The sequence below is a fragment of the Actinoalloteichus sp. AHMU CJ021 genome, from assembly GCF_002895405.1.
Taxonomy (GTDB): Bacteria; Actinomycetota; Actinomycetes; order Mycobacteriales; family Pseudonocardiaceae; genus Actinoalloteichus_B; species Actinoalloteichus_B caeruleus.
Genome location: NZ_CP025990.1, coordinates 775,616 through 800,280, shown reverse-complemented (window position 1 = coordinate 800,280; position 24,665 = coordinate 775,616). Strand labels below are relative to the sequence as shown.

Here is a 24,665-nt window from a genome sequence, read left to right as displayed (position 1 = left end):
TCGACCGCATGACCACGTCGACCTCCGCGATCACCCCTGTCGTCGCCACCCTGCGCGCCGAGGTGGCAGGTCCGGTCCTCCTCCCCGAGGACCCGGGATTCGCCACCGCCACCGTCGGTTTCCAGACCTACGGCCCGCATCGACCCGACGTCGCCGTCCTCGCCGCCACCACGGCCGACGTCCGCGCCGCCGTCCGCGTGGCCGCCGACCACGACCTGCCCGTCGCCGTGCTGAACTCCGGGCACGGTGTTCCTCCCCGGTACACCGGGGGGCTGCTCGTGGTGACCCGGGACCTCGCCGGGGTCCGCGTCGACCCGGGTCGACGCGTGGCGTGGATCGAGGCGGGGGCGCCGTGGTCCGCCGTGATCGAGGCGGCCGGCGCCCACGGCCTCGCCCCGCTCTCCGGTAGCACCCCCCACGTCGGTGCCGTCGGCTACACCCTCGGCGGCGGCCTGGGCCTGCTCGCCCGCCGGTTCGGCTACGCCGCCGACCACGTGCGCGAGATCGAACTCGTCACGGCGGACGGGACGACCCGCTCGGTGACCGCCCGGACACACCCGGACCTGTTCTGGGCGTCGCGCGGGGGCGGCGGGAACTTCGGGGTGGTCACCGGGATGGAGGTCGACCTCTTCCCCGTCCCCACCCTCTACGGCGGGGGGCTCTTCTACGACGCCCCGCTGGTCGGCGAGGCGCTGCGGGCGTGGCGGGACTGGACGTCGGCGGCACCCGAGGAGATCACCACCTCGGTCGCCCTCGTCCCCTTCCCCGACGTCGACGGCGTGCCGGACCCCCTGCGGGGTCGGCACGTGCTGCACGTGCGGATCGCCGCGACCCTCGACGTGGCCACCGGCGACGAGGTGATCGCACCGCTGCGGGCGGTGGGTCCCCGGCTGCTGGACGCGGTCGGCGAACTCCCCTACACCGACTCGGCCACCATCTGCTCGGACCCCACCGAGCCGATGGGCTACCAGACGACCAACCTGTTCCTCGACGGTCTCCCCGACCAGGCCCTGAGCGGTGTCCTGGACCGCGTCGGCCCAGGAGCGCCGTCGCCCCAGGTCCTGGAGATCCGCCACCTGGGCGGAGCGCTCCGACGCCCACCCGCCGAGGCGAACTGCGTCAGCCACCGGGACGCCGAGTACCTCCTCGGCCTCACCCGCCGCACACCCCCCGACGCGACCCCCGAGCAGGCGGCCGCGCTCCGCGCCCCGCACGCCGAGGTCCGCGCGGCACTGCGCCCCTGGTCGACCGGCGCCAGCTACCTGAACTTTTTGGACGGGGACGGAGCGGACACCGAGCGGGTCCGCTCCGCCTACACGCCGGAGAACTACCGCCGGCTCGCCGACACGAAGGCGCGGTGGGACCCGAGGAACCTGTTCCGCCACAACCGCAACGTCCCCCCGACCGCCCCCACCTCCCCGAACTGAGCGATCGCCCGGCGCCCACCCGGTGGATCGGGCGGGTGGCGCCGGGCCCGGTGCACGACCGGGTCGGCGCATCCATCGCGCCCGCGGGTCCACGCGACTGGACGAACGCGACGAGCGGACGCGTCCGGCTCCTGGCCACGATCCGGTTCGGACATGTCGTCACCGGTGCCGGATGGCTGTCACCGGGCGGTCAGCCCCGGGACCACTGCTGGTGGGGTCCGGTGCCGCAGCTCCACTGGTGGACGGTGGCGTTGTTCGCCGTGGACTCGTCGGCCACGTCCAGGCACAGCCCGCTGTGCCGTGCCACGTAGCGGACGTGGCCGGCACCCGCGTCCTCGGCACGCCACTGCTGGTGGGGCTCACCGGTGCAGGCACGTTGCGTCACGGCTCCGCCGTCGCTCGTGGAGCCGCCCTCCACCGTCAGGCACCGTCCGCTGTGCCAGGCGACGAGTTCCACGTGCCCGCCGCCGACATCCCGCGACACCCACCGCTGGTTGTTCCCTCCCGTGCACTCCCACTGGATCACCCGGTGCCCCTCGGCGGTGGACTCGTCGGCCACGTCCAGGCATTTGGAGCTGTGCCTGGCCACCACCGGGCGAGCCTGTCCGCCGTCGAGCCCACTGATCCGCCCGGTGGCCGTGTCGATCTCCAGCTCGGGTGTCCAGTCCATGGTGAGGGAGGTCGGGGTGGGGAACTCCAACGGCAGCCACACGTACTCGGAGTCGTTCGGGGTGCCGCCCTGCGCCGGGCCCCACCGGTCGCCCATGTAGAGGTAGCTGGTGGTCTCGCTGCCCTCCACCGGGAGCACGAAGGCCGTCTGCGAGCCGAAAGCCGTCGAGTTCCCCAGGTTCGTCGGCTCCGTCCACGGGCACTCCACGCACTCGGCGGTGGCGTACTTCTGCTGGTTGGGATTCCACCCGGTGGCGCCGGAGGTGACGAGGAAGTACACGCCGTCGCGTTCGAACATCGCCGGGGCCTCCCGGTGGCCGCCGGGCCACAGCACGTGGACGAGTTCCTCGACCTGCGTGTAGTCGGGCGTCAGCCGGTACACGTGCAGGTCGTAGTTCTCCCTGGCGGAGGAGATCATGTATCCGGTGCCGTCCCCGTCGACGAAGGCGGTGATGTCCCGGGACATGTGTTCGTCGAAGGGCCGGAAGCTGCCTCGCCACTCGTAGTCGCCGTCGACGGTGTCCGACACGGCCACGGCGGCCCGGGCCTCCCCGTAGTCCCGGCCGTTCTCCTTGTGCATCCACATGACGAACTGCCCGGTGGACTCGTTGTAGATCACCTTCGGGCGCTCGATGTTCGCGACCGCGAGTTCCGGGTCGCTGTCCTGGGTCAGCACGTGGTTGCGGAACTCCCAGTTCCGCAGATCGGTCGACCGGTACGCCGAGACGTGGCGGAAGGTGAAGTCCGGGTTGCGGTTCTCCCCGAACCAGTAGTAGTAGTCGCCAACCTTGAGCACACCGCCACCGTGGGCGTGCAGCGGGTTTCCGTCGGTGTCGGTGAACTGCGTTGCGTTGGGAATCCGAACCGGTTCGGCCGACGCCGTACCGGTGAGGACACCGGTCATCAGCAGTGCCACGGTGCCGACCACCGCGGCCAGCACGGCGCCGGGGCGCCGTCTCGTCCATCGTGTCCGGGACATGCAAACTCCCTTGTTCGCTGTCGACGGGTGTGAACACGCGATCTCGGGACGCGGCTGGTTGCGGGGACCGTCGGGACCGGTGACGGGACTGGCATCGGTCCCGAGGGTCGGGGACGCGCACCACCTCGCGACCGGCCCCGGGGTCCGGACCAGGAGCGGGCGTGCACCGGTAGCTCCTTCCGCGGCGGAGGTCAGCCGGGACGAACGCGTGATCTCGATCACCGTAACCGTTGACGTGCGAGGACTTCAATTCCCAGTGCATGGAAGTCGGTGGCGGTAGTTTTCGAAAGCTCCGCGTCAGCGGGAGTTCCGAGGCGTGCGCTTGGCGGAGACCGCCTGGTTGGTCAGGCGTTGACGAGGGCGTATCCCGATTCTTGACCCGTGGAACGCGGCGGCGGTACTTTCCGGGGATGCCCCGTCCCGCGCAGGGTCGCGGACCGATCGCCACGACGCGTGCGAGTGCGCGGGTGTTCCGCCTCGTGTTGACCGACGGCCCGGTGCGGCGGGGAGAACTGGTCCGGCGCACGGGCCTGTCCCAACCCAGCATCACCAAGATCACCCGTGCCTTCCTCGACCGGGGCTACCTCGCCGAGGTCTCCCCGGGCCACGGCCGGAACGGCGTCGGGGGGCGCGACGTCCGGATCGGCCGGCCCTCCGTCCCGCTGGACGTGCGTGCGGACCGGGAGTTCGTGGTGGGTGTCAAGGTGACGGCCAACGAACTCATCGGCGTCGTCACGGACCTGAGGGCACATGTCCGCCACGCCGCCCGAAACCACCTGTCGGGCCATGACGTCGCGGACGTCGTCGGGTCGGTGGCGGGACTGGTCGACGAGCTGCGCCGCCTCGAACCCCGCTTCCGTGTCCGCACCCACGCGCTGGGCGTGTCGGTGGCCGGTGCCGTCGACCGGGACCGGGGTATCGCCCGCTACGAGCCGTTCCACGGCTGGCGGGACCTGCGTCTCGCCGATCTGCTCAGCGCCGAGACCGGGCTCCCGACCGTCGTCGACAACGACGTCCGTGCCCTCACCGAGGCGGAGAACTGGTTCGGTGTGGGAGCCCGCGCCGACTCGTTCCTACTGGTCACCGTCGGCGCGGGCGTGACGGGCGGCCTCGTCGTCGACGGTCGGGTCCGCACCGGGGCCTTCGGCGTCGCCGGCGAACTCGGCCACGTCCCCGTCGACCCGCGCGGCCCCCGGTGCTACTGCGGGGCCACCGGCTGCCTGGAGGCCGTCGCCTCGGAACCGGCGATCGTGCGACGAGCCGCCGAACTCCTGGGAGAACCCGATCTGGCACTGCCCGACCTGGTCCGCCGCGCCCAGGGCGGCGACGCCCGGGTCCGAGGGGTGTTCGAGGAGGCGGGGAGGGCCGTGGGACGGGCCGCCGCCGGAGTCGTCAACCTCCTCGGCCCCGAAGTGGTCGTGGTGTCCGCCGACCACCAGGCGGGTCTCGCCCTGCTCGAACCCCACCTGCGCGCCGCACTCCACGAGGCCTCCTACGGCGCGGCCGGCCGCGCCGAGGTCGTGGTCCGCCTGGCACCGTTCGAGGAGTGGGCGCGGGGTGCGGCGGCGGTCGCCATCGCCCGGCGGATCGGCGACTTCACGTCGCCTCCCGGCTGACCCCGGGCTTCGGCCCACCTGGGTTCGCCGGATGATGGTGGAGAGCGAGCGAGAACGGCGGAGGCCGAGCACCCGTTCGAACGGCCGGCCCAGCCCTGGCACAAGTGCGGCTCCGGGGATGCCGGGGGAAGCGTGCCCCGACGCCTCCGGAAGACGCGCCGGCGGGGACATCACCCCGCCCGGCTCCCGAGTGCCCGAGTCACCTCCAGCGGATGGGGACCGGAACTCGGACCCGGGAGCACCACCGTGGGGGACGGGGATCCAACACCACCGCGGCGGTCCGAGGAGTGCGCTGACCGGGTTCGCGTGGACAGCGGCCCTCCGGTGCGCCGCTCGGTCACCGCATCACCGGACCCCGTCGGGGCAGCAGCCGGCCGGCGTTCCTCGCGCGGAGCGGTCATGATGGGCGGACCCTGGGTGGCGCTGGGGGTCGGGCCGGCGGCGACACGCCGCCGGCCCGTCCCTGGCGGACTCGGAGGATGCGCGAGAACCGTTCGATGGCGTCCACCACCCGGGCACTCCGTCCGCGAAGGATTGGGTCCGCACCCTGACGACGGCCGCCACGCCGCGCCCCTGCCGGTGCGGCCCAGGCCCTCCCACCTCGGCGGACGGTCAGAACCGCCACCGGGTCTGGCTGGAACCACCCTTGTCGAACGCCAGGATCTTGGCCGGCCGGATCCGGTAGACCACGGCCACGTTCCCACCACCACCGGTGCCGTGGAAACGGCCGTCGCGGACCTCGAACCGCCAGGCCTCCCCGTACTTGTCCAGGTAGGAATCGGCGATCTCCCGGAGGACGGACTCCTCCGAGATCTGCTCGGCCGTCCCCTCCACGACGACGTCAAGACCCTCGTTGAGCAGGTTCGAGCCGGTGGTCAGCGCGCACAGCGGGCTACGCTGGATGTTGCGGGCCTTCTGCTCGTCCTCACCGGTGCAGAAGTAGGCCGCGCCGTCCAGCCACACCGCGAGCAGGGTGCTCACGTGCGGACGGCCGTCGTCGCGCACGCTGGACAACCAGTAGGTCTCCGCGCCCCGCAGCGCCTTCTCCATCCGCAACCAGCTGGTCGGCAGTGCGTCCGGAGCGCTGAACCTCGGGTCCAGCTCCGCGACTGGCTCGTCGATCGCCATCGTTGTTCCCCTCTCGTGGTTGAGGCTTCCGCTTGGGTTGACTCCCGTGGCCGGGCGAACTGGTCGCTCCGCCCTGGATGCGAAGCGTGCGGCCGGCCACCAGGGGTCCCTGCCGTCCGGCTCGGGATGAGCCTCGCTGGCGACGGGAGGGGATGCGCGGCAGGACACGGTCACCCAGGCCGGCCGGATGCCGCCAGCCCCACGGATGGGGGACATGGAGGGTCAGGCAGGGAAGCCGGGTCGTCCCACCGCCGCGGTGGGGCTGCCGGCCGCCGTCCACGATGTCCTGTTGGCATCGACGTCCGGGCCTGGCGATCGTGTCGCGGGACCGTGTGCGACGGCGGATCGAGACTGCCGAACCGTCGCAGTGTGATCCAGCACGGTGCCACACTGAGCGGGTGGCGGCCGACGCACCGACGATCCTGGCGACCTCGATGGGGTTCAACCGTGCCCGGGACCCGTGGCGGCCCGGCCCGGTGTTCTCCTACGCCTTCGACCTGGCCGGCGGGCCGCCCCGCCCGCGGTTGTGCTTCGTATCGACCGGCACGGGTGATCGGCAGGCCAGCATCGACGCCTTCTACGCGGCGTTCGCCGACACCGAGGTGCGCACCTCCCACCTAGCGCTGTTCGAGCAACCCAATGTGCCGGACGTAGCCGCTCACCTGCACGAGCAGGACGTCGTCTGGGTGGACAGGGGGAGCGTGGTCAACCTGCTGGCGGTGTGGCACGCCCACGACCTGCCGGCAATCCTGGCCGACTGTTGGCAGGCGGGGGTCGTGCTGGCCGGTGAGTCGGCCGGGTCGCTGTGCTGGCACACGTGGACGGTCACCGATTCCTACGGCGGCGTTCGCGGCAGCGGCGAGGGACTGGGATTGCTGCCTCATGCCAACGCGGTGCACTACGGCGAAGGCGAGCGGCGGGCGGCTTTCCACCACCTGCTCGCCACCGAAGGCGCTGCGGGCGGTCTGGTCGGCTACGCCACCGACACCGGTGCCGGACTGCATTACGAGCACGACCGGTTGGTGGCCGCGATCGCCGACCGGCCGAACGCGGGCGTCTACCGTGTCACCCGGTCCTCGGACGGCGAGGTGCGGGAGGAACCGCTCGACGCGCTCCGGCTGAAACGGGGCAAGGGCGCATAACCGGCTGGCCGATGGTCAGCCGGACAGCCGGTGGGCGAGGTCGGCTATCTCCCCGCGCACGTCCGCACGAACCTCCCACTGGCGCAGCGGACCTCGGTCAAGGCGGAGTGCGAGCCGACCTGGTCGTGGGCGTCCAGCGTTTCCCAGGCCAGTCGGACGGCGTCGGCGGGTTGGCCGGCGTTGGCATACGCGTGAGCCAGCTTCGCGCGGCTGATCATGGCCGTGCGGGGCGAGGAGCGGGCCAGTCCATCCAACCGGGGTTGTAGCGCGTCGATCACGTCGGTACCGAGACCGAGGTAGATGTCGCAGGTGGTTTGGTAGACCGCGTACAGGTCGTCGCCGACGACGCTGCGCTGCCCCAAACGGACTTCGTCGTCCCGGCTGGGCTGGGAGAGCAGGCGCATCGCTTCGTCCAGCACCCGCGCACTGGCGTCGGCCTGGCCAGCCAGGGCGTAGCTGATCACCTTCAACCCTGTGGCCCGTCGTTGCGATCCTCGCCGGCCCCGAAGGGCCGGTGCAACACGAGGCTGTGAGAGGTCACGCAGCGCACGTTGCGCCCGTTGCGATCCTCACCGGCCCCGGAGGGCCGGTGCAACGGCGGCGTGGCCCAGCCAGCACGCCAGCCAGGAGGCGTTGCGATCCTCACCGGCCCCGGATGGCCGGTGCAACCCGGGCGGCCCGAGTGGGTCTGCCGTGAGTGCCTCGTTGCGATCCTCACCGGCCCCGGAGGGCCGGTGCAACTACTCGACGGTCGTCCACCGGTCCTGCGGCGACCAGGTTGCGATCCTCACCGGCCCCGGAGGGCCGGTGCAACCCTAGGACAGCAAGACCGGATAGAGAACATAGGTGACGTTGCGATCCTCACCGGCCCCGGAGGGCCGGTGCAACCCGGGACAGGGCGGCGATGAGCTGGGAGACCGTCATCAGTTGCGATCCTCACCGGCCCCGGAGGGCCGATGCAACTCGTTCGCCGGGCCACCCGCCGGGGTGGTGAGGGCCGGTGTTGCGATCCTCACCGGCCCCGGAGGGCCGGTGCAACTCGCAGGAGCGAGGCTGCGCAAGAGCATCCACTCGTTGCGATCCTCACCGGCCCCGGAGGGCCGGTGCAACTCCGCACGACGTCCCCCTCCGGGGTGGCTCGGAGGTTGCGATCCTCACCGGCCCCGGAGGGCCGGTGCAACGCGAGGGCGTCGATGTCGGTGAGGGCGATGCGGTGGTTGCGATCCTCACCGGCCCCGGAGGGCCGGTGCAACGGGAACGGCCGCCGACCACCCGCCGCCCTCGCCGGGGTTGCGATCCTCACCGGCCCCGGAGGGCCGGTGCAACAGCTCCTGAGCTGGGGAGTCCCCGCGAGACACCGAGGTTGCGATCCTCACCGGCCCCGGAGGGCCGGTGCAACCGGGCGGCGCGGGTTCTTTGGGCGTCGTCCTCGCCGACGTTGCGATCCTCACCGGCCCCGGAGGGCCGGTGCAACGCTGCGCGAGCAGCGGTTTTCCAGGTTACGCGCTCCACGAAGCGCGCAGGAACCAGGCAAAACAGTCGACACGCCCGGGAATTGGTTGGGAGAGGTCAGGCGTGTCGCGTGACGCTTCCGATTCCCAAGCAGGATCATGACCCTCCGACCGAACCCGAATGACCGTTCTCGGGCTGTCCTCACGGCACTGGCGCCTCACGGTACCGGCCACCCCACGGCGTCCGGAACCGCGCTTCCGTCGGCGATCCGCGGCTTCGACCTCCCCCGTGCCAGCTACCGCGCATCCCCTCCCGCCTTCGGTCGACGCGCACCCCGCGTCCGTGGCACGCGCTCCTCTCTCGCGGCTCGTCCGCTCCACGCCACGCCTGCGGCGTGTCCGCTGACGGTCTGGCGACAGCCGGTCCCCACGTCCGGGGAGGGCGAGGGACCGTACGTCCGAAAAGGACCCTTCGGAGTGCGCACTGGACGGCGGCTCCGGCCAGCCTGAGGGCGGTTGTGCCGCCACCGTGCCCGTCGGCCGTGCTGAATAGGATGAGCTAGATCATCATTTCGAGTCCCGACCACACGTTGGGGTGAACTGGGGATTGGGACAGTGAACCAGAAATTCCAGGTGGATCTTCGCGGAGTCGTCGATCTGCTCAGCCACCACCTGTACTCCAGCCCACGCGTCTACCTGCGGGAACTGTTGCAGAACGCCGTGGACGCCGTGACGGCCCGCCGCGTCGGAAATCCCGACGCCCCCGCCGCCATCGGGATCGAACTCACCGACCGCGCTCTCACCATCAGTGACACCGGGGTGGGCCTGACCGAGTCGCAGGTCCACGAACTCCTCGCCACCATCGGTCGCAGCTCCAAGCGGGACGAACTCGGTTTCGCCCGCCACGAGTTCCTCGGCCAGTTCGGCATCGGGCTGCTCTCCGCGTTCCTCGTGGCCGATGAGGTCCGCGTCGTGACCCGTTCGGTGAGCGGTGGTGCGGCGGTGGAGTGGCTCGGCCGGTCCGACGGGACGTACGCGATCGGCCCGGCGGAGCGGGACGAACCGGGCACCACCGCCTCCCTCCGCGCCCGACGCGGCGCGGAGCAGTGGTTCGAACCGGAGACGGTGCGGGACCTCTGCCGGCTCTACGGTTCCCTGCTGCCCTTCCGGGTCACCGTCGCCGGTGAGGCCGTCAGCGGGGACGGGCCGCCGTGGCGGTCCGACGACCGGACCCCGGGGGAACGGGACGCGGACCTGCTCGGCTACGCCCAGGACACCTTCGGTTTCACCCCGTTCGACGTCATCGACCTCGCGGTTCCGGAGGCGGGGCTGACCGGTGTCGCCTACGTGCTGCCCTTCCCCGCGAACCCGGCCGAACGCGCCGGGCACCGGGTCTACCTGAAGCGGATGCTGCTCACCGAGAGCGGCGACGGGCTGTTGCCCGACTGGGCGTTCTTCGCCCGTTGCGTCGTCGACGCGGAGGGCCTGCGGCCCACCGCGAGCCGGGAGGCCCTGTACGACGACGGCCTGCTGGAGGCGACCCGCGAGGCGCTGGGGGCCCGGCTGCGTGGCTGGATGACGGGGCTGGCCAGGACCCAACCGGCGCGGCTGGCCAGGTTCCTGGAGATCCACCACCTGGGGGTGAAGGCGCTCGCGCTGCACGACGACGAGATGCTGCGCCTCGTCGAGCGGTGGATGCCGATGGAGACCAACGTCGGCCGGATGACGCTGGCCGACTTCCGCGCGCGCCACGGCACGGTGCGGTACACGACGACGGCGGAGGACTTCCGCCAGTTGGCCGCCGTCGCGGCCGCCCAGGGCCTCGCCGTGGTCAACGGCGGCTACACCTACGACTCCGAGATCATCGACCGTCTCCCGGTCGTGGACGCGGACGCGGTGGTCGTGCGGCTCGACCCCACGGATCTGGTCACCCGCTTCGAACCGGTCGACCCGGCGGAGGAACTGGCCGCGCGACCGTTCGTCACCGCCGCGCAGGGGGTGCTCGACGGGCTGGGCTGTGAACTCGTGCTGCGCTCCTTCGACCCGGTCAACCTGCCGGTGCTGTACCTGGTCGACCGGTCGGCGGCCTTCCAGTCCGAGTTGCGTTCCACCCGGCAGCAGGTGGACGAACTGTGGGCCGGGGTGCTGTCGGCCTTCGAGAAACCCAGGGAGGACCGCCCGCGCCTGGTGTTGAACCACCGCAACGACCTGGTGCGGCGGGTCTGCGCCTCGCGGGATCCCGAGGCGGTGCGGTTGGCCGTCGAGTCGCTGTACGGGCAGGCCCTCCTGCTCGGCTACCACCCGATCCGGCCGGCGGACGCCGCCCTTCTGAACCGCTCGTTTCTCGGCCTGCTGGAGCGGGCCATTCCTTCGGAGGACCAGCAGTGAGCCACAGCGAGCAGGAGGTCGAGGAGATGCTGCGGGCGGCTTGGCGGCTGCCCTACGGTGCCTCCCAGGTGGCCGCCGCCGAGGAGGTGGTCCGGCGGTCGGACGCGGTGGGGCGTCCGGGGTTGCGGTACGCGTCCCGCATCCTGGCGGTGGCGGCGTACCAGTACGGCGGCGAACCGGCGAAGATGGTCGTGCCGTTCTCCTGGTGCCTGGCCGCCTACGACCGGGGTGAGTCGGATTCGCGGTTCGACCACCAGTTGTTCTGGTACTTCAAGGGCGTGATCGGGGCGTTGACCTCCTTCCCCGAGGTGTCGCTCGACCGGACCAGGGCGGTGTTGGCCGACATGGAGCGGCGCTACCGGCTCGCCGGTCACGGCGTGGGTCCGGTGCACCAACGCCGCGCGAGGGTGCACCGGCACCTCGGTGACCTCGACGCCGCCGAGGAGGAGTACCGGTTGTGGTGCGCCAGCCCCCGGAGCGCGATGTCCGACTGCGCGGGCTGCGAACCGAGCGAGAAGGTGTACCACCTCGAGGACACCGGCCGGTACGAGGAGGCGGTGGCGCTGGCCGCGCCGGTCCTCGACGGTGAGCTGGCGTGCACCGAGCAGCCGCACGGCATCCTGACCGCGCTGCTCCGGCCCTACCTGCGGGTGGGGGCGCTCGACGACGCCGCCGACGCGCACCGCCGCGCCTACCGGGCCGTGCAGCACGACAGGAGCGAACTGGCCCTGGTGGCCGAGCACATCCGGTTCTGCGCGTTGAGCGGCAACGAGGTGCGCGGGCTGGAACTCGTGGAACGGCACCTCGGGTGGCTTGACGAGCCGCCGTCCCCGATGACCGAGATGGAGTTCGCCGCCGCGGCCTCCCGCACCCTTGACCTGATCGTGGCCCGGGGGCACGGCGACGACCCCGTGCGTCGTCCCGGTTTCCGGGAGCGGGAGGCGACGACGGTGCCGGTGGCGCGGCTGCGGGACGAGCTGGCCGATCGGGCGCTGGCGGTGGCGGCGCGGTTCGACGAACGCAACGGCACCTCCCACCAGAGCGAGTCCGTGCGCGGCCAGCTCGTCGAGGAACCGCTGGTCGACCACCTGCCGTTGTCCGGTCTGGTGCGGCGGGGCCGGTCCGGGCAGGCGCCGGCGACCGCGCCGACCGCGCCGGGTGAGCCGCCGACGGCCGAGGTACTGCCGGAGCGTCCGGAGGCGCTGGCCGAGCTCGCCGAGCGGGAGATGTGGTTCGAGAACGACGGGCGAGCGGCGTCCGCGTGGGAGCGGTTCGACGAGCTGTGCCCGCACCCGGAACCCGCGTTGCTGGCCCGGCGTCTGGTGGCGCACGGGTTCCGCCTCGCCGACGGTGACGTCGAACTGGCCCAGGAGACCTGGCGGCGGGCGATGACCCTGTTCGCGCGGGTGGGGGACCTGGTGCGGGAGAACGAGACGCGGACCCGGTTGGGCGTGCTTCTCTGCCAGGGTGGGCGGTCCGAGGAGGGGCTCGCCGAGATCAACCGGGGCCTGTTGGCGCTCGACGGTGACGGCCACCGGGGCGAGGCGCTGCGGGCCCGGTGCCGGCTGGCGGCGGCCTACCACCTCAGCGACCGGACCGACGATGCCGTGGAATTGTTGGCGGAGGCGGTCGAGCGGGCGGAACGGTTCGGTGACCGCGTGGTGTTGGCCGGGGTGGTCGCGCAGCACGCGCGGTTCGCCAGCCAGGCCGGGCTGGACGCGCGCACCCGGCTGCTGCCGTTGTGGGAACGGGCGTTGGAGGAGTTGGAGGCGTTCCCGCCCTCCACGCTGTTGCGCCGCGTGCAGTTCGGGTTGGCCTCGCTGCGGGCGAACCTGGGGGAGTTGCCCGGCGCGTACGGCCTGTTCGCCGAGGCGGCCCGCACCGACGAGTCCGCGCTCCGGTTCGCCGCCCTGCACCGCAGGGCGCAGGTGGCGTTGAACCTGGGCCGGTCGCTGGAGGCCCAGGAGCAGTTGACCGACCTCGTCGTGGACCTGGAGGAGGACGGGCAGGCGGAGCGGGCGGCCTACGTGCGGCTCGACCTGGCCGACGCCTGCCTTCGCATCGAACTGCCCGACGAGGCGGCGGAGGCCACCGAGGAGGCGCTGCCGGCGCTGGAGCGGCTCGGTGACGTCGACGAGCTGTACCGGGGGCGGTTCCTGCTCGCGCAGTCCTACCGGGCGTTGGGGCATGTCGAGCAGGCGCTCGCCCTCTTCGACGAGCTCGTGGAGTACTGCGAGCGGGAGGAGAACCCGGCCGGGGTGGCGCAGATGCACGGCCACGTCGCCGACGTGTTGGACGAGCAGGACCGCGACGCCGAGGCGGCGGAGCGTTACCTGCGGGCCGCCGAGGCCTGTCGGCGGGCCGAGCGGCGGGTGGAGGAGTTGGAGAACCGGCGGAAGGCCGCGTTGTCCTGGCACTGGGCGGGGGAGGGTGAGCGGGCGTGGGAGGTGCTGTCCGGTGCGGACGAGCTGGCCGCGGAGCTGCCCGCCGGTGATCCCGCCGTGGGCTGGCAGCGGGCGCGCCTGTCCTACGACGCCGCCCGGATCCTCGCCGCCCTGGGACGGCTGGACGACGGATTGCCCAGGGCGTCGGCGGCCGCGGCGGGTTTTCGGGCCTTGGACGGGCGGGTGGAGGCGGCGATCGCCGACGTGCTGCGGGGGCGGATGTTGATCGACCTGGACCGGCGGGACGAGGCCGAAGTGGTGTTGACCCACGCGTTGGACGAGCTTCCGGAGGGCGCCGACAACTACCGGGAGCGGGTGGCGGAGCTGTTGGCGGAGTTGCGGGGTTGACGTCCACGCCGTCGGTGCGGGGGCTCCGGGTGTCGCGGTCCCGGAGCCCCCGGCGTCAGCGTCGGGTCAGGGCCTGGCGGACGTAGGCGGTGACGGCGATCTTGGCCTGTTCCAGGATGGCGGGGTCGCCGTCCGGGTTCTCCTGGAAGGCCAGTCGCAGCAGGTGGTCGCCGATCTCGACGCCGACGCGGCAGGCGAGCGCGACGAGTTCGGGTCGGTGGGCGGCCTCGGGTTGTTCGGCCAGGACGGTCCGGAGCCGTTCGGCGACCCGGCTGCTGTTGTCGCGGTCCTTGGCGGCGAGCCGGCCGTCGAGGTGGCCGCCCAGCCAGAGCACCCGGTACCCGGGTTCGGTGCGGTAGAGGCTGGCGTAGCCGTCGATCAGTTCGGACACCACCTGGTCGAGGCCCACCGTGTGGTGTTCGACGGCCGAGGAGATGTCGTCGGTGATGTCGAGGAACCGGTCGAGGTAGCCCGCGACGAGGGCGTCGATGATGCTGTCCCGGTCGCGGAAGAGGTGGTAGAGGGAGCTCACCGGTATTCCGGCGACGGCGGCCACCCTGCTGGTGGTGACGGCCGCGTAGCCCTCACCGACCAGCAGTTCCTCCGCCGCGGCGAGGATGCGGCGTGCTCGTTCCTGGGTGCGCGCCTGCGCTGGTCGACGTCGGTAGCCGGGGATCGCTGTGCTCACGTGCTGCCCTCGCCTTTCCGTCCTGCCGGTCCGGGGTCGGGCCCGGGTTCCGCGGATCGCCTCCTCCTGGCCGGCTCGCCCCGGTGATGATCCGGTCCATGATCGCGTTCGCCACTCCCGGCGCGGCGCCGGCCACCCACCGCAGCCCCCTGGTGCGCCAGTCCGGGATGATGACCGGATGTCCTCGTTGGGTGCCGGCGAGGATGGCTTCGGCGACCCGGCTCGCGCTCAGGGGGCGGATCGTTCCGGAGAGGGCGCGCAGCTCGGGGGGTTTGAGCGGGGTTTCCTGGGCGAGCATCGGGGTGTCGACGTCGGGTGGGTAGACGGCGCTGACGCGGACGCCGGCCGGGCGGAGCTCCTGGCGCAGCACCTCGGTGAGCCCCCGCACGGCGAACTTGCTGGGCGAGTACGCGCCGTAGCCGAACACCCCGAGGATCCCCGCGACGGACACGACGCAGGTCAGGGTGCCGTGCCCGGCGGCGGTCATGGCGGGTACCACGGCGCGCACGGAGTGGAGGGTGCCGAAGTAGTTGACCTCCATGATGGAGCGGAACGTGTCGTCGGACAAGCGGTGGAAGTAGCCGGGTTCGGTGATCCCGGCGCAGGTGAACAGGGAGTGGCACGGGCCGTGTTGCTCGGCGAGGCCGGCGAGCGTGTCGCGGGTGGCGCCGAGGTCGGTGACGTCCAGGGCGCGGGTCACCAGGCGCGGGGTGGTGGTGGCGCGGCGGGTGAGCCGGTCGAGGTGTTCGTCGTCCAGGGCGACGGCGCTGACCCGGGCTCCGAGGTGGAGGAGCCGGTCCACCAGGGCCAGTCCGATCCCGCTCGACCCCCCGGTCACCACGGCGTGGCGTCCCGCCCAGAAATCAGGGGAGGGGTGCCGGCGCGGCGGCCAGTGGCGCGCCGTGGTCGCGGGCACCGGATGGGGGTGGCGGGATGGTTTCTCCGGTGTCACCGGCATGGCACGGACCTCCGGGAGGGACTTGACCGCGTGCTGATCTTGGGAGTATAACTCGAATTCAATTCGAGTTCCGCTTTCTTCTCGGGGTTGGTGATGACCACCAGGAAACGGCCGTCGGGTTCCGGTGGTCCCGCGTCGACATCGGACCGGTATCTCGTCATCGGCGCCGGACCCGCCGGTCTGGCGCTCGCCGCCGCGTTCCGGCGTCGGTCCATTTCCTTCGACCTCGTCGACCGACATCACGCGATCGGCGGATTGTGGGATCGGGAGAATCCGGGGACGCCGCTCTACGATTCCGCGCATTTCATCAGCTCCCGCACGATGTCCGCCTTCGCGGGATTCCCGATGCCGGCGCGCTACCCGGACTACCCGGGCCACCGCCTGATCCTGGACTACCTGCGGGAGTTCGCGGCGCACCACGACGTCCACGAGCACTTCACCGGCGGGCGGGCGGTGACCTCCGCCCGGCCGGAGCCGTCGGGCGGCTGGGCGGTGAGCTTCTCCGACGGGCGCTCCCACCGGTACGCGGGCCTGGCGGTCGCCACCGGGCGGCAGTGGACGCCCCGGAGGCCCGAGTGGCCCGGTGCCTTCGACGGTGAGCTGATCCACGCCAGGGACTACGACGGGCCCGGACGGCTGCGGGGGCGTCGGGTGCTGGTCGTCGGGGGCGGGAACTCGGGGGTGGACATCGCCTGCGACGCGGCGACGGCGGCGGTCGAGACCCGGTTGAGCCTGCGGCGCGGCTACCACGTCATCCCGAAGTACGTGCTGGGCCGGCCGGCCGACGTCTTCGCCGCCCAGAGCCCGCCGCTGCCGGCGTGGCTGCGGCAGGCGGTGATGCGGCGCCTGCTCCGGCTGCTCGCCGGCAGGCCAGAGGACTACGGCCTCCCCGCGCCCGACCACCGCATCTTCGAGAGCCACCCCATCCTCAACGACCGCATCCTGCACCACCTCGGCCACGGCGACGTCACGGCGGTTCCCGACGTGGTCGCCTTGGAGGGGCCCGAGATCCGCTTCACCGACGACAGCACCTGGCGTCCCGACCTGGTCATCCAGGCCACCGGCTACCGGGTGGACTTCCCGTTCCTGCCGCCGGGGCTCGTGGGGGCTGGGGCCGGGACACCCGACCTCTACCTCCACGTGCTGGACCGGCGGCGCCCCGACCTGTTCTTCCTCGGTCTCTTCGAGACGGACGCCGGCGCGTTCCCGTTGTTGAGCCGGCAGGCGGACCTGGTGGCCAGCGCGGTGCTGACCCACCGGGTCGGTGGACCGGCCGCCCGGCTGCTCGCGGTCCGCAAGCAGCTGCGGCCCAACCTCAGCGGCGGTGTCCGCCACCTCGCCAGCCCCCGGCACCGCGCCTACGCCGACCAGCGGGTCTACCGGCGGGAGCTGGAGCGCGCCCACCGGGAGCTGGAGGCGTTGCGGGCTGGTGGTGATCCGTCCCGGTGGCGTGACCACTGACCACCACGCGAACGGGCTCGACCGGGTGCCGCGCCCGGGAGCCCGTCTCCGACCGGCGGGGCGGCCCGCGGGTCGGCGCAGACCCTGTTGCGGGAGGTGAGACGGTCCGGTTCGACCGCGCGCGGTGGTCGGACCGGGCCACCCCCTCCCGGTCCGGAGCCCCGGCCGGCGCGCACCACCTCGTGGCCGCGAACCGAGGGGCGACGAGGCCCGGAGGCCGAGCCGGGTCTCGGCCCGCCGGAGCACGACGACCGCCGGCGGGAGACGCGTCGAAAAGATCACCACGAAAATTTCGGATCTCGGCCCGCTGGTTTTTCCCGGGGTTCGGCCGCGTCCTCCCGCGGAATTCGTCGAGGGGAGCAAGGAAAAGGAGCGGCCCACGCTGAGGTGCCTCGCCAGGAGTGGACCGGTGTTCCGATGATCGGCGGCGGGAGAACGCGGGGGCCCGCCGTTCGGCGGAAGCGCGGACGCTAATCTACCGCCTCACCGAGTTCGCCGTCCGGGAGAACGGGTGCCGTTCCCGGTTCCCCGAATTCCGTCACCGGCGCGCGAACCGGTTCCGGGACTGGCGGGGCAACCACGGGGGATTCCATGCGGATTCGGGTGGACGTCGACACCAAGGCGGAGACCATGCACTGGGCGGACGTCTTCGGCCCGGCGCGCGCTGTCGCCTACACGTTGTTGCGCAGCCAGAACGGGGAACTCGCGCGCAGCCTGCACGACGAGGGGTGGCGCGGGGATCCGATGCGCCCCTTCGGGCTGACCTGCCCCCAGTTCCGGGGCGCCCCTCGGCGGCGTGGCGTCTACACCACCTCGGACCGGGGTGCGGTCTGGTTCGGCTCTCCCATGCCCGAGATCGCGGGTCCGATGGCCGCCGCGCTCCACCGGCACGACAGCCTGCGCTGGGGCAGGACGGTGCTGCGGGTCCGGGAGGTGCGCGTGGAGACCGCCGAACCGACGGCCGGGGGCGAGGTGGAGCTGACCACGGCCACCCCGGTCCTCGTGAAGTACGACAACCAGTTCATCGAGCCCACCCACCCGGCGTTCCTCGGCCGGCTGGCGCACAACCTGCGGCACAAGGCCGACGTGCTGGGCCTGCCCGCGCCGCAGGACCTGGTCCTCGTCGATTCCGGTCCGCGCCGGCGGTTCCTGGTGCAGGGCGCGCCCAGGATCGGGGCCGTCATCCGGGTCCGGCTCAGCGCCGACCCACGTTTCGTCGAGGCGATCCGGTCCTGGGGGTTGGGCCTGGGCAACAACCAGGGGTTCGGCTGGATCCGCTGAGGGACCCCCGGGGACGTCCGCCACCGGGGCGGTCCATGTCGTCGCCGTCGGTGATCCGACCCGAGGTGACCGGCGACCCCCGGCCGTCGCGGCGCGCCCACCCTCGTCCGGTCGGGCTCGCGGGGGGTGCCGGAGCGCCGTTCCGCCACCTCCGTCACGGCGGTGTGGCCGCCCCGCCCGGTCGTCCACCGTTCCCCGGGGGCGACGGCCGCCGACGGCACTCGCGCCCGCGCACCACCGCGTCGGGGTGCGTGCCCGGCCCAGCACCGGAGCCGGTGGCCTCCCCTCGGTTGCCTTCGGGCTCGCCCCGGATCGACCGGGTGCCGCACCCTCCGTGCCGGGCAGGGGGCAGCCGAGTCGGGCCGAGTCCCCCGAGCGCAGGGGCAATGATCGTCGGGGTAGACGGCGTGGCGACGACCGCCCCTGGCGGGGACGCTCCGGGGCGGGGCGGGACACGCCTCCCCCGCTCGCGTCGTGTTCGGCGCCGCCGGAGTGGGTCGGGCGTCGGGGTGGGGCCCGGCTCCGCCTCCCGAACGCCCCCAGTGGCGGTGCGCGGTGGCTGCCCACCGGGTTCTCGCGTCGCCCGTCGTCCTCCGGCCGAACCTCGTTGACGGCCCGACCAGGTCAGCCGCCGAGTGCCCCGCCAGCTCCTGGCGTGGATGGACGTCGCCGAGCGGTGCCGTTCCCCGGGGCCAGCACCGGGAGTGGCCGCCGTTCCAGTCAGCCGAGTGCCCGGTCGATCCTGACGCGCACGTCGGCCACCAACGCCGCCTCCTGCGGCACCAGGTAGGAGTGGCCTCCGTCGAAGACCCGCATCTCGAACCTGGACGAGGTCGCCGTGGCCCACTCCCGCACGTCCTCGACCCGGACGACGGGGTCGGCAGCACCGGTGTAGGCCACGATCGGCGCCTCCACCGTCCGGCCCACCGGGGCCCGGTAGGTCTCCACCAGCCGGTAGTCACCCCGGATCGACGGCAGCACCACCTCCCGCAGGTCGGGGTCGGCGAACAGGGCGCGGTCCAACTGGCTCAGCCGGGACACGTCCGCCAGCAGGGTCTCGTCGTCGGCGTACGCCAGCCCCCGTGGTCGAGTCCGGCCGGGGCCGGCCCGCCCCGACACCAGCAGCAGGGGAACCCGCACGTCGTGCTCGTCCTCCAGCCGCGCCGCGACCTCGTGGGCGACCGCGGCGCCCATGCTGTGCCCGAACAGGACGAGCGGTAGGTCGGTGAGCGGGAGGAGCTCCGCCACGACGAGGGACACCAGGTCGTCCATCCGGTCCACCACCGGCTCACCGATCCGGTCCTGCCGTCCCGGAGGCTGGACGGCGAGCACGTCCAGGTCCAGCGGAAGCAGTCCCGGCCAGGAGCGGAACTGGTTGGCGTTGCCCCCGGCGGAGTGGAAGCACACCAGGCGGGCCCTCGGGTTGACGGCGGTGCGGTGGAAACGCCGGAACCACGGCGACTCGGTCCCGGTGGTCGAGGTTGTCACGGTGGGCATGCCTTCCTGGACGGCGGTCAACGGCGGGAGCCCCGAACGGCGAACCTCGCCGACCGTCACCGGTCGGGCACCCGGGGTGATCCTCCCGGCCACAGTGAACCCAACCGGCACGTCTCCCGTCCAGCCCGGACCCGCGCCCACCCTCGGGGACCGCCGACCAGCCCCCGCCGCGCCGCGCTCCACGGCCCGCCCGCCGCACCGCCGTCCCCCGCTGGCGAGGCGGTGCCCGTGGTTCACCCTGCCCGGAACGAGCCCCTCCCCGGGGCGACCGGGCACCGCGAGACCAGGAAATCCAGGCAGTTCCTCCTGGTGTCCGCCCCGAACGCCACCGTCCAGCCGCTGGGCACCTCGGCGAACGCCGGCCGCACCGAGTACTGCCCCGTCTCGTTCCCCAACACCAGGAACCGGTGGTGCGTCGCCTCCGCGCCCGTGGTCCCCTTCGTCCCCTTCGTCATCGAACCCCCTCCGTCGAGTGCGTGGACCGCACGAGTGAACCCTGCCGCCCTGCACGTTCGCTGCATGGCGGGCGAAACCGGCCGGCACCCCCGCCGGCCGCGCATCCCGATGGAACCCCCTCGGCGCCGGGGCCGGACCCGGTGGGCGGGACCACGACCGGCCCACCGGCCCGCCGCCAGGACTGGGCTCCCGACCCGTGTCCCCGGTGGTTCAGGCGCTCCGCACCGACAGCTTCGGGCGAGGCCGTGTGCCGCCGGCCAACCCTCGGCCCGAACCCGCCCACCTGCCGGGGTACTCCAGGTCCTCCGCGCCGCGGGTGAGCACCGTCCGCTGCAACCGCTGGAGCCGGGGCCCCGGCTCCAGCCCCAGCGTGTCCTGGAGCGAGCGGTGGATCGCCCGGTAGACCTCCAGCGCCTCGCCCGGCCGGCCCGAGCGGTGCAGCGCCACCATGAGGTACTCGTGCAGGCTCTCCCGCATCGGATGGTCCGAGGTGGCCGCGTAGAGCTCGCCGACCAGGTCGGCGTGCCGGTCGAGCCGCAGGTCGAGTTCGACGCGCCGCTCGTAGGCGGCGATCCGGGCCTCGTCCAGCCGGCGGGCCTCGTTCTCCAGATCGCCGCCGGCCGACCGGACGTCGGCCAGCGCCGGCCCCCGCCAGAGCCCCAGGGCGTCGGTGATCAGCTGCGACGCCTCGCACAGCCGGCCCTGGTTGGCGCGGGTCCTGGCGGTCGCCAGCAGGGTGTCGAACGCCCGCGCGTCCAGGCCAGCTCCGCCGAGGCGCAGCAGGTAACCGGGAGGCTGGGTGACCAGCATCGACCGGTCGGGTGTGGTGGTCTCCCCGCCCAACAGCCGCCGCAGCTTCGACACGTAGACGTGCAGGGCGGTCCGCGCCGTCCTCGGCGGCTGCCTCCGCCACATCTGGGCGATGAGCCGTTCCACCGACACCACCCGGTCGGCGTTCGTCAACAGGTGTGCCAACAGGACACGCGGTTTCGACGCTCCAGGTGTCCGAACGTCACATGCGTCGTCCTCGACCTCGAGTGATCCCAGGATTCCGAACCTCAATCCCGCCTCCGTGGGACAGGCCCGCGGCACCGGTCCAGCGCGGGCGGCGGCCCAGTCTCGCCCGGCGCGCTAAGAAAGCCCTAACACCGGGCTCAGGGGCGGCGGACACCGGGCCCGGGGTGGGAGGCGGGGGCGAGGGCGGTCGTCCGGCCACTGCCGCGCGAGTTCTGACGGTACAGGATTCGTCCACTCCCGGGACACGTCCGATCCGGTGGTCGTACCCCCGTGGTCCGGCCGCGTGGAGCGGTTGTCCCGACGGGACTGGGGACCCGCGCCGGGCGGGGTCGATCCGTCGGCGGTCCGGAGTGGACGGGCCGATCGTGCCACCCGGCGGAAACCGCGTGGCGGCAGGGGTCCCCTCAGCGCGGCATCAGGGAGTCGAGGGTGGACCGCACCTCGTGGGCCTTGGTCGGCATGTGGAGTGCCTGGTACAGGCTCGACGCCGCCCGCAGCAGCGGAACGGCCCTGGCCGACCTGCCCAACGCCAGCTCGGCCAGCGCCATCCGGTGGCGCACGTAGGCCTCGCCCCGCTGGTCCCCGAACTGGCGGAAGGTGGTGAGCAGGTCCTGGGCGATCGCCAGGGACTCGAGGTGATCGCCGCGTTCGGCGCGGATCACCACCTGGGCCACCCGCACGTAGGCGCGGCCGACCGGTTGGCCCAACACGTCGAGCAGCGACACCGCGCGGTCGCACAGGTGGTCCGCGCGGTCGAGCTCCCCGAGGCCGATCAGGGCGTTGGCCAGCGTGTTCAGCACCATCGCCTCCAGATCGGGCTCGTCGTGGCCCTCCACGAGCGTGAGCGCGTGGTCCAGGAGGTGGACGGCGGCCCGGTCGTCGCCCCGCTTCAACCGGACGTTGCCCCACTGCCGCAGGGATCGGACCAGGGCGTGCCGGTCCCGCGTGGTCTCCGCCACCCGCAGCGCGCGCTTCGCCAGTCGTTCCGCCACGTCGAACTCCTGGTGGTGGGTGCGGCAGAAGCTGGCGAGCACCAGGGTGTGCGCGAGGGCGTCGTGGTCACCGGCGTCCGCCAGCAGCCAGGCGCTCTCGTCGAGCAGCATCGAGGCGGAGTCGAGCCGCCCGGCCATCACCTCCGACTGGGCCAGGCCGAAGTGGGCCCTGGCCAGGAGCCGGCGGTCATCGGCCAGTCCGGAGGCGACGGCGCGGTACAGCCGACGCGTCTCGTCGGTGCGGTGCCGGAACGCCAGGAACGGAGCGAGGCGCTCCACCGCGTCCAACGACGAGGCCGCCCACCCCAGCTCACACCCCTGCACGAGGGTCGGGACCAGTGTCGGGGCCTCCTCGGTCAACCAGGACATGGCGTCCTCCGCCAACCCCGGCGGCACGGGGACGGGCGGTGGCGATGCGGGAGGCGACCCGCACGGTGTCGGCCAACCCCCCGGTGTCGGCAGCCGCCGGTGGGCGGCGCCGATGAGGGCGTGGGCCGTGTCGAACAACCGCCGGACAGCGGCCCGCGCCTCGCTCGTCGGCTCGCCGACCAGGCCGTCGGCCTCGGCGCCGCGCTCCGCCGCGAAGGACCGGACCAGGTCGTGCACCCGGTAGCGCTCGTACGGACCGTCGGCGGGCTCCACCAGGTGGGCGAGGAGCAGGTGGTCGATGGCCTCGTCGGGGTTCCTGGTGCCGGCCAGCGCGGCCAGCGCCCAGCAGGCCAGCTCCCGGGCGGGGGTGAGCGGGAAACGCCGGAACAGGGCACGTTCGGCCTCACCCAGTCCCGAGTAGGACAGCGTGAAGCTGGCGCGCACGCTGAGGTGCCCGGCGTCGAAACCGTCGAGCACGCGCCTCTCGTCGCGCATCCTCCCGACGAGGGAGGCCAACGACCAGTGACGACGGGTCTCCAACCGGGACAGCATGATCCGGATGCCCAGCGGCAGGCCCCCGCACAGTTCCACCAGGCGGGCGGCCGCCTCCGGCTCGTCCTCGACGCGCTGGGCACCGAGCAGCCGGGCGAGGAACCGCAGTGACTCCTCGGGGGTGAAGGGTTCGAGCACGGTCGAGAGGTCGCTGGGCAGCGCGGGGAGCCGTCGTCGGCCGGTGACCAGGACGGCGCTGCCGGCGGTCCCGGGCAACAACGGGGTGATCTGGTCGACGTCGGCGGCGTCGTCGAGGACGACCAGCACGCGACGCCCGGCGAGCCGGCTGCGGTAGGCGGCCGCCCGGTGCTCGAGCCCGGTGGGCACGCACGCGTCGGTCACCCCGAGGTTGCGCAACAGCGCGGCCAACGCGTCCTCCGGGGTGACGGGGTGTTCGGACCCGCCACCGAGGTTCAGGTACAGCTGGCCGTCGGGGAACCGGGGGACGAGGTGGTGCGCGGCGTGGACGGCCAACGCGGTCTTGCCGGTCCCCGGCCCGCCCGTGACCACCAGGACGGGGACGGAGCGCGTGGATGCGGCGTGCGCCAGGATCTGGGCCAGCACCTCGTCCCGACCGACGAAGTCCGGCAGGTCACGGGGCAACTGCCTGGGCGGGGTCCACGGGTCGGTCTCGCACGGGTCCGGACCGGTCTCGTCCGATCCCGGATCGGCCGTCGTCCCCTCCGCGTCGCCACCGGGCGGGGGAGGAGTGCGGGGCATGTCGTCGCGCAGGATGCTGCCGTGCAGTTCGCGCAGCTCCCGGCCGGGTTCGATCCCCAGCGCGTTCACCAGCGTCTCCCGGGCCTCCTGGAAGACGGCGAGCGCGGAGGCGGTCTCGCCGGCGAGGACCAGCGCGCGCATCAACAGCGCGCGGACGCGTTCGCTGAGCGGTTCGTCCTCGACGAGTTGCCGCAGCTCGGGTACCAGCTCGGCGGGACGTCGCAGCGACAGCTCGGCCTCCAGGCAGTCCTCGTGGACCGACTGCCGCAGCTCGTGGAGCCGCCTCGGCTCGGACCAGGAACGGGGGGAGGAGGCCAGCTGCGGGAAGGGTTCCCCGCGCCACAGGTCCAGTGCCCGGCGGAGCTGCCGCGCCGCCCGCGCGGGTTCTCCCCGTCGGGCCGCGTCGCGTCCGGCCGACACGAGGCCTTCGAACTCCAGGAGGTCGCATTCCGAGGGGTGGAGGACGAGCCGGTAGCCCTGGGGGGTGAGCAGGAGCCGGTCCGCGCCGGACTCGGTCGCCCGGTTCAGCAGGGCCCGCACGGTGGAGACGTAGTTGTGCACGCTGGCCGCGTTGGTGCGGGGTGGGCGTTCGCCCCACAGCACGTCCACCAGGAGGTCCCGGCGTGCCGGCTGGCCGCGGCGGGCGGTCAGGAACGCGAGGACCGTCGCCGCCCTGCCGCGCGGCACGACGATCTGCTGGCCGTCGTCACCGAACAGGGACAGCGGCCCCAGCACGTCCAGTCGCAGGATTCCCCCAAAAGGTCGAGCCTGTCTCCCCCGGACGCACCCGGTCCGGATTGGCGAAGCGCGCGCCGGATTCCTCGATTCTAAGACATTCATCAGGAGTGCCAGGGCTTTTTGGACCAATGCTGATCCGGTAACCGTCCGCCGCCCGGGAAGGACGGCTCGGTGCCACGGCCGGTGCGTATTCGCGGTCCCGCGCCGGGGCGGATGGTCATCCCGGACGGGTGGAACTTCTGAGCGCTGCGGTGGCCGTGCCGGGAAATCCTCCGGATTTCGCTGGCTCCCCGAGCGGTGGCCGAGGCGGACGTCCGGCGATGGCGACGTCGGATTTCGGGGGT

The 24,665-nt window shown here is 72.8% G+C and carries 16 protein-coding genes and 1 CRISPR repeat array; of the genes, 7 read left to right on the top strand and 9 right to left on the bottom strand.

Features of this window, described 5'->3' with window-relative positions; genetic code table 11:
- The first annotated feature begins 8 nt into the window (after positions 1–8).
- Entirely contained in the window at positions 9–1,427 is a 1,419-nt protein-coding gene (locus C1701_RS02890; RefSeq protein WP_103055497.1) for an FAD-binding oxidoreductase, read from the top strand.
- A gap of 190 nt (positions 1,428–1,617) precedes the next feature.
- Here C1701_RS02890 and C1701_RS02885 read toward each other — a convergent pair whose 3' ends face one another.
- Positions 1,618–3,075: an RICIN domain-containing protein gene (locus C1701_RS02885; RefSeq protein WP_103055496.1), complete on the bottom strand. Its 1,458-nt coding sequence runs from the start codon at positions 3,073–3,075 to the stop codon at positions 1,618–1,620.
- A 410-nt stretch (positions 3,076–3,485) separates the two neighbouring features.
- Here C1701_RS02885 and C1701_RS02880 point away from each other — a divergent pair, with 410 nt between their 5' ends.
- Entirely contained in the window at positions 3,486–4,691 is a 1,206-nt protein-coding gene (locus C1701_RS02880) for an ROK family transcriptional regulator (protein ID WP_337662107.1), read from the top strand.
- A gap of 612 nt (positions 4,692–5,303) precedes the next feature.
- Here C1701_RS02880 and C1701_RS02875 read toward each other — a convergent pair.
- Positions 5,304–5,819 (bottom strand): pyridoxamine 5'-phosphate oxidase family protein, encoded by a 516-nt coding sequence (locus tag C1701_RS02875; protein WP_030106992.1) that lies wholly within the window; start codon positions 5,817–5,819, stop codon positions 5,304–5,306.
- Positions 5,820–6,217: 398 nt separating this feature from the next.
- Here C1701_RS02875 and C1701_RS02870 point away from each other — a divergent pair, with 398 nt between their 5' ends.
- Positions 6,218–6,961 (top strand): peptidase E, encoded by a 744-nt coding sequence (locus C1701_RS02870; RefSeq protein WP_026420729.1) that lies wholly within the window; start codon positions 6,218–6,220, stop codon positions 6,959–6,961.
- Positions 6,962–7,005: 44 nt separating this feature from the next.
- Here the strand turns inward: C1701_RS02870 and C1701_RS02865 are convergent, their stop codons facing one another.
- Entirely contained in the window at positions 7,006–7,425 is a 420-nt protein-coding gene (locus C1701_RS02865) for a hypothetical protein (RefSeq protein WP_103055494.1), read from the bottom strand.
- Between the two features lie 20 nt (positions 7,426–7,445).
- Positions 7,446–8,435: a CRISPR direct-repeat array (repeat unit 37 nt; unit sequence GTTGCGATCCTCACCGGCCCCGGAGGGCCGGTGCAAC).
- Between the two features lie 610 nt (positions 8,436–9,045).
- On the opposite strand from C1701_RS02865, the gene C1701_RS02860 reads away from it, so the two are divergent.
- The gene (locus C1701_RS02860) at positions 9,046–10,800 is read left to right on the top strand and encodes an HSP90 family protein (protein ID WP_337662106.1); all 1,755 of its coding nucleotides are present in this window, start codon (positions 9,046–9,048) and stop codon (positions 10,798–10,800) included.
- The gene (locus C1701_RS02855) at positions 10,797–13,592 is read left to right on the top strand and encodes a hypothetical protein (protein WP_051713497.1); all 2,796 of its coding nucleotides are present in this window, start codon (positions 10,797–10,799) and stop codon (positions 13,590–13,592) included. The genes C1701_RS02860 and C1701_RS02855 overlap by 4 nt, the downstream gene beginning before the upstream one ends.
- Before the next feature lie 55 nt (positions 13,593–13,647).
- On the opposite strand, the gene C1701_RS02850 is transcribed toward C1701_RS02855, so the two are convergent.
- A complete protein-coding gene (locus C1701_RS02850) occupies positions 13,648–14,280 on the bottom strand; it encodes a TetR/AcrR family transcriptional regulator (RefSeq protein WP_103055492.1) in 633 nt (210 codons plus the stop codon).
- The gene (locus C1701_RS02845; protein WP_337662105.1) at positions 14,177–15,196 is read right to left on the bottom strand and encodes an SDR family oxidoreductase; all 1,020 of its coding nucleotides are present in this window, start codon (positions 15,194–15,196) and stop codon (positions 14,177–14,179) included. The genes C1701_RS02850 and C1701_RS02845 overlap by 104 nt, the downstream gene beginning before the upstream one ends.
- 135 nt (positions 15,197–15,331) lie before the next feature.
- On the opposite strand from C1701_RS02845, the gene C1701_RS02840 reads away from it, so the two are divergent.
- Both C1701_RS02840 and cas6 read left to right on the top strand, forming a co-directional pair.
- Entirely contained in the window at positions 15,332–16,699 is a 1,368-nt protein-coding gene (locus C1701_RS02840) for a flavin-containing monooxygenase (RefSeq protein WP_051713500.1), read from the top strand.
- 591 nt (positions 16,700–17,290) lie between these two features.
- The gene (cas6, locus tag C1701_RS02835; protein ID WP_026420733.1) at positions 17,291–17,980 is read left to right on the top strand and encodes a CRISPR-associated endoribonuclease Cas6; all 690 of its coding nucleotides are present in this window, start codon (positions 17,291–17,293) and stop codon (positions 17,978–17,980) included.
- 720 nt (positions 17,981–18,700) lie between these two features.
- Here the strand turns inward: cas6 and C1701_RS02830 are convergent.
- From C1701_RS02830 to C1701_RS02815, 4 genes are all read right to left on the bottom strand, one after another.
- The gene (locus C1701_RS02830; protein WP_155886282.1) at positions 18,701–19,477 is read right to left on the bottom strand and encodes a thioesterase II family protein; all 777 of its coding nucleotides are present in this window, start codon (positions 19,475–19,477) and stop codon (positions 18,701–18,703) included.
- 233 nt (positions 19,478–19,710) lie between these two features.
- On the bottom strand, positions 19,711–19,932 hold the full coding sequence (locus tag C1701_RS02825; protein ID WP_051713501.1) for an MbtH family protein: 222 nt from the start codon (positions 19,930–19,932) through the stop codon (positions 19,711–19,713).
- 211 nt (positions 19,933–20,143) lie between these two features.
- A complete protein-coding gene (locus tag C1701_RS02820) occupies positions 20,144–20,908 on the bottom strand; it encodes an AfsR/SARP family transcriptional regulator (RefSeq protein WP_337662104.1) in 765 nt (254 codons plus the stop codon).
- 446 nt (positions 20,909–21,354) lie between these two features.
- Positions 21,355–24,318 carry an AfsR/SARP family transcriptional regulator gene (locus tag C1701_RS02815; protein ID WP_337662103.1) on the bottom strand — a complete coding sequence of 988 codons (2,964 nt, stop codon included), beginning with the start codon at positions 24,316–24,318 and terminating at the stop codon, positions 21,355–21,357.
- Positions 24,319–24,665: the final 347 nt, after the last annotated feature.

Bases quoted from the DNA above. Each gene is read 5' to 3' on its own strand.
- C1701_RS02890 (WP_103055497.1), top strand. From the start codon at position 9: ATGACCACGTCGACCTCCGCGATCACCCCTGTCGTCGCCACCCTGCGC.
- C1701_RS02885 (WP_103055496.1), bottom strand. From the start codon at position 3,075: ATGTCCCGGACACGATGGACGAGACGGCGCCCCGGCGCCGTGCTGGCC.
- C1701_RS02880 (WP_337662107.1), top strand. From the start codon at position 3,486: ATGCCCCGTCCCGCGCAGGGTCGCGGACCGATCGCCACGACGCGTGCG.
- C1701_RS02875 (WP_030106992.1), bottom strand. From the start codon at position 5,819: ATGGCGATCGACGAGCCAGTCGCGGAGCTGGACCCGAGGTTCAGCGCT.
- C1701_RS02840 (WP_051713500.1), top strand. From the start codon at position 15,332: ATGACCACCAGGAAACGGCCGTCGGGTTCCGGTGGTCCCGCGTCGACA.
- cas6 (WP_026420733.1), top strand. From the start codon at position 17,291: ATGCGGATTCGGGTGGACGTCGACACCAAGGCGGAGACCATGCACTGG.
- C1701_RS02830 (WP_155886282.1), bottom strand. From the start codon at position 19,477: ATGCCCACCGTGACAACCTCGACCACCGGGACCGAGTCGCCGTGGTTC.
- C1701_RS02825 (WP_051713501.1), bottom strand. From the start codon at position 19,932: ATGACGAAGGGGACGAAGGGGACCACGGGCGCGGAGGCGACGCACCAC.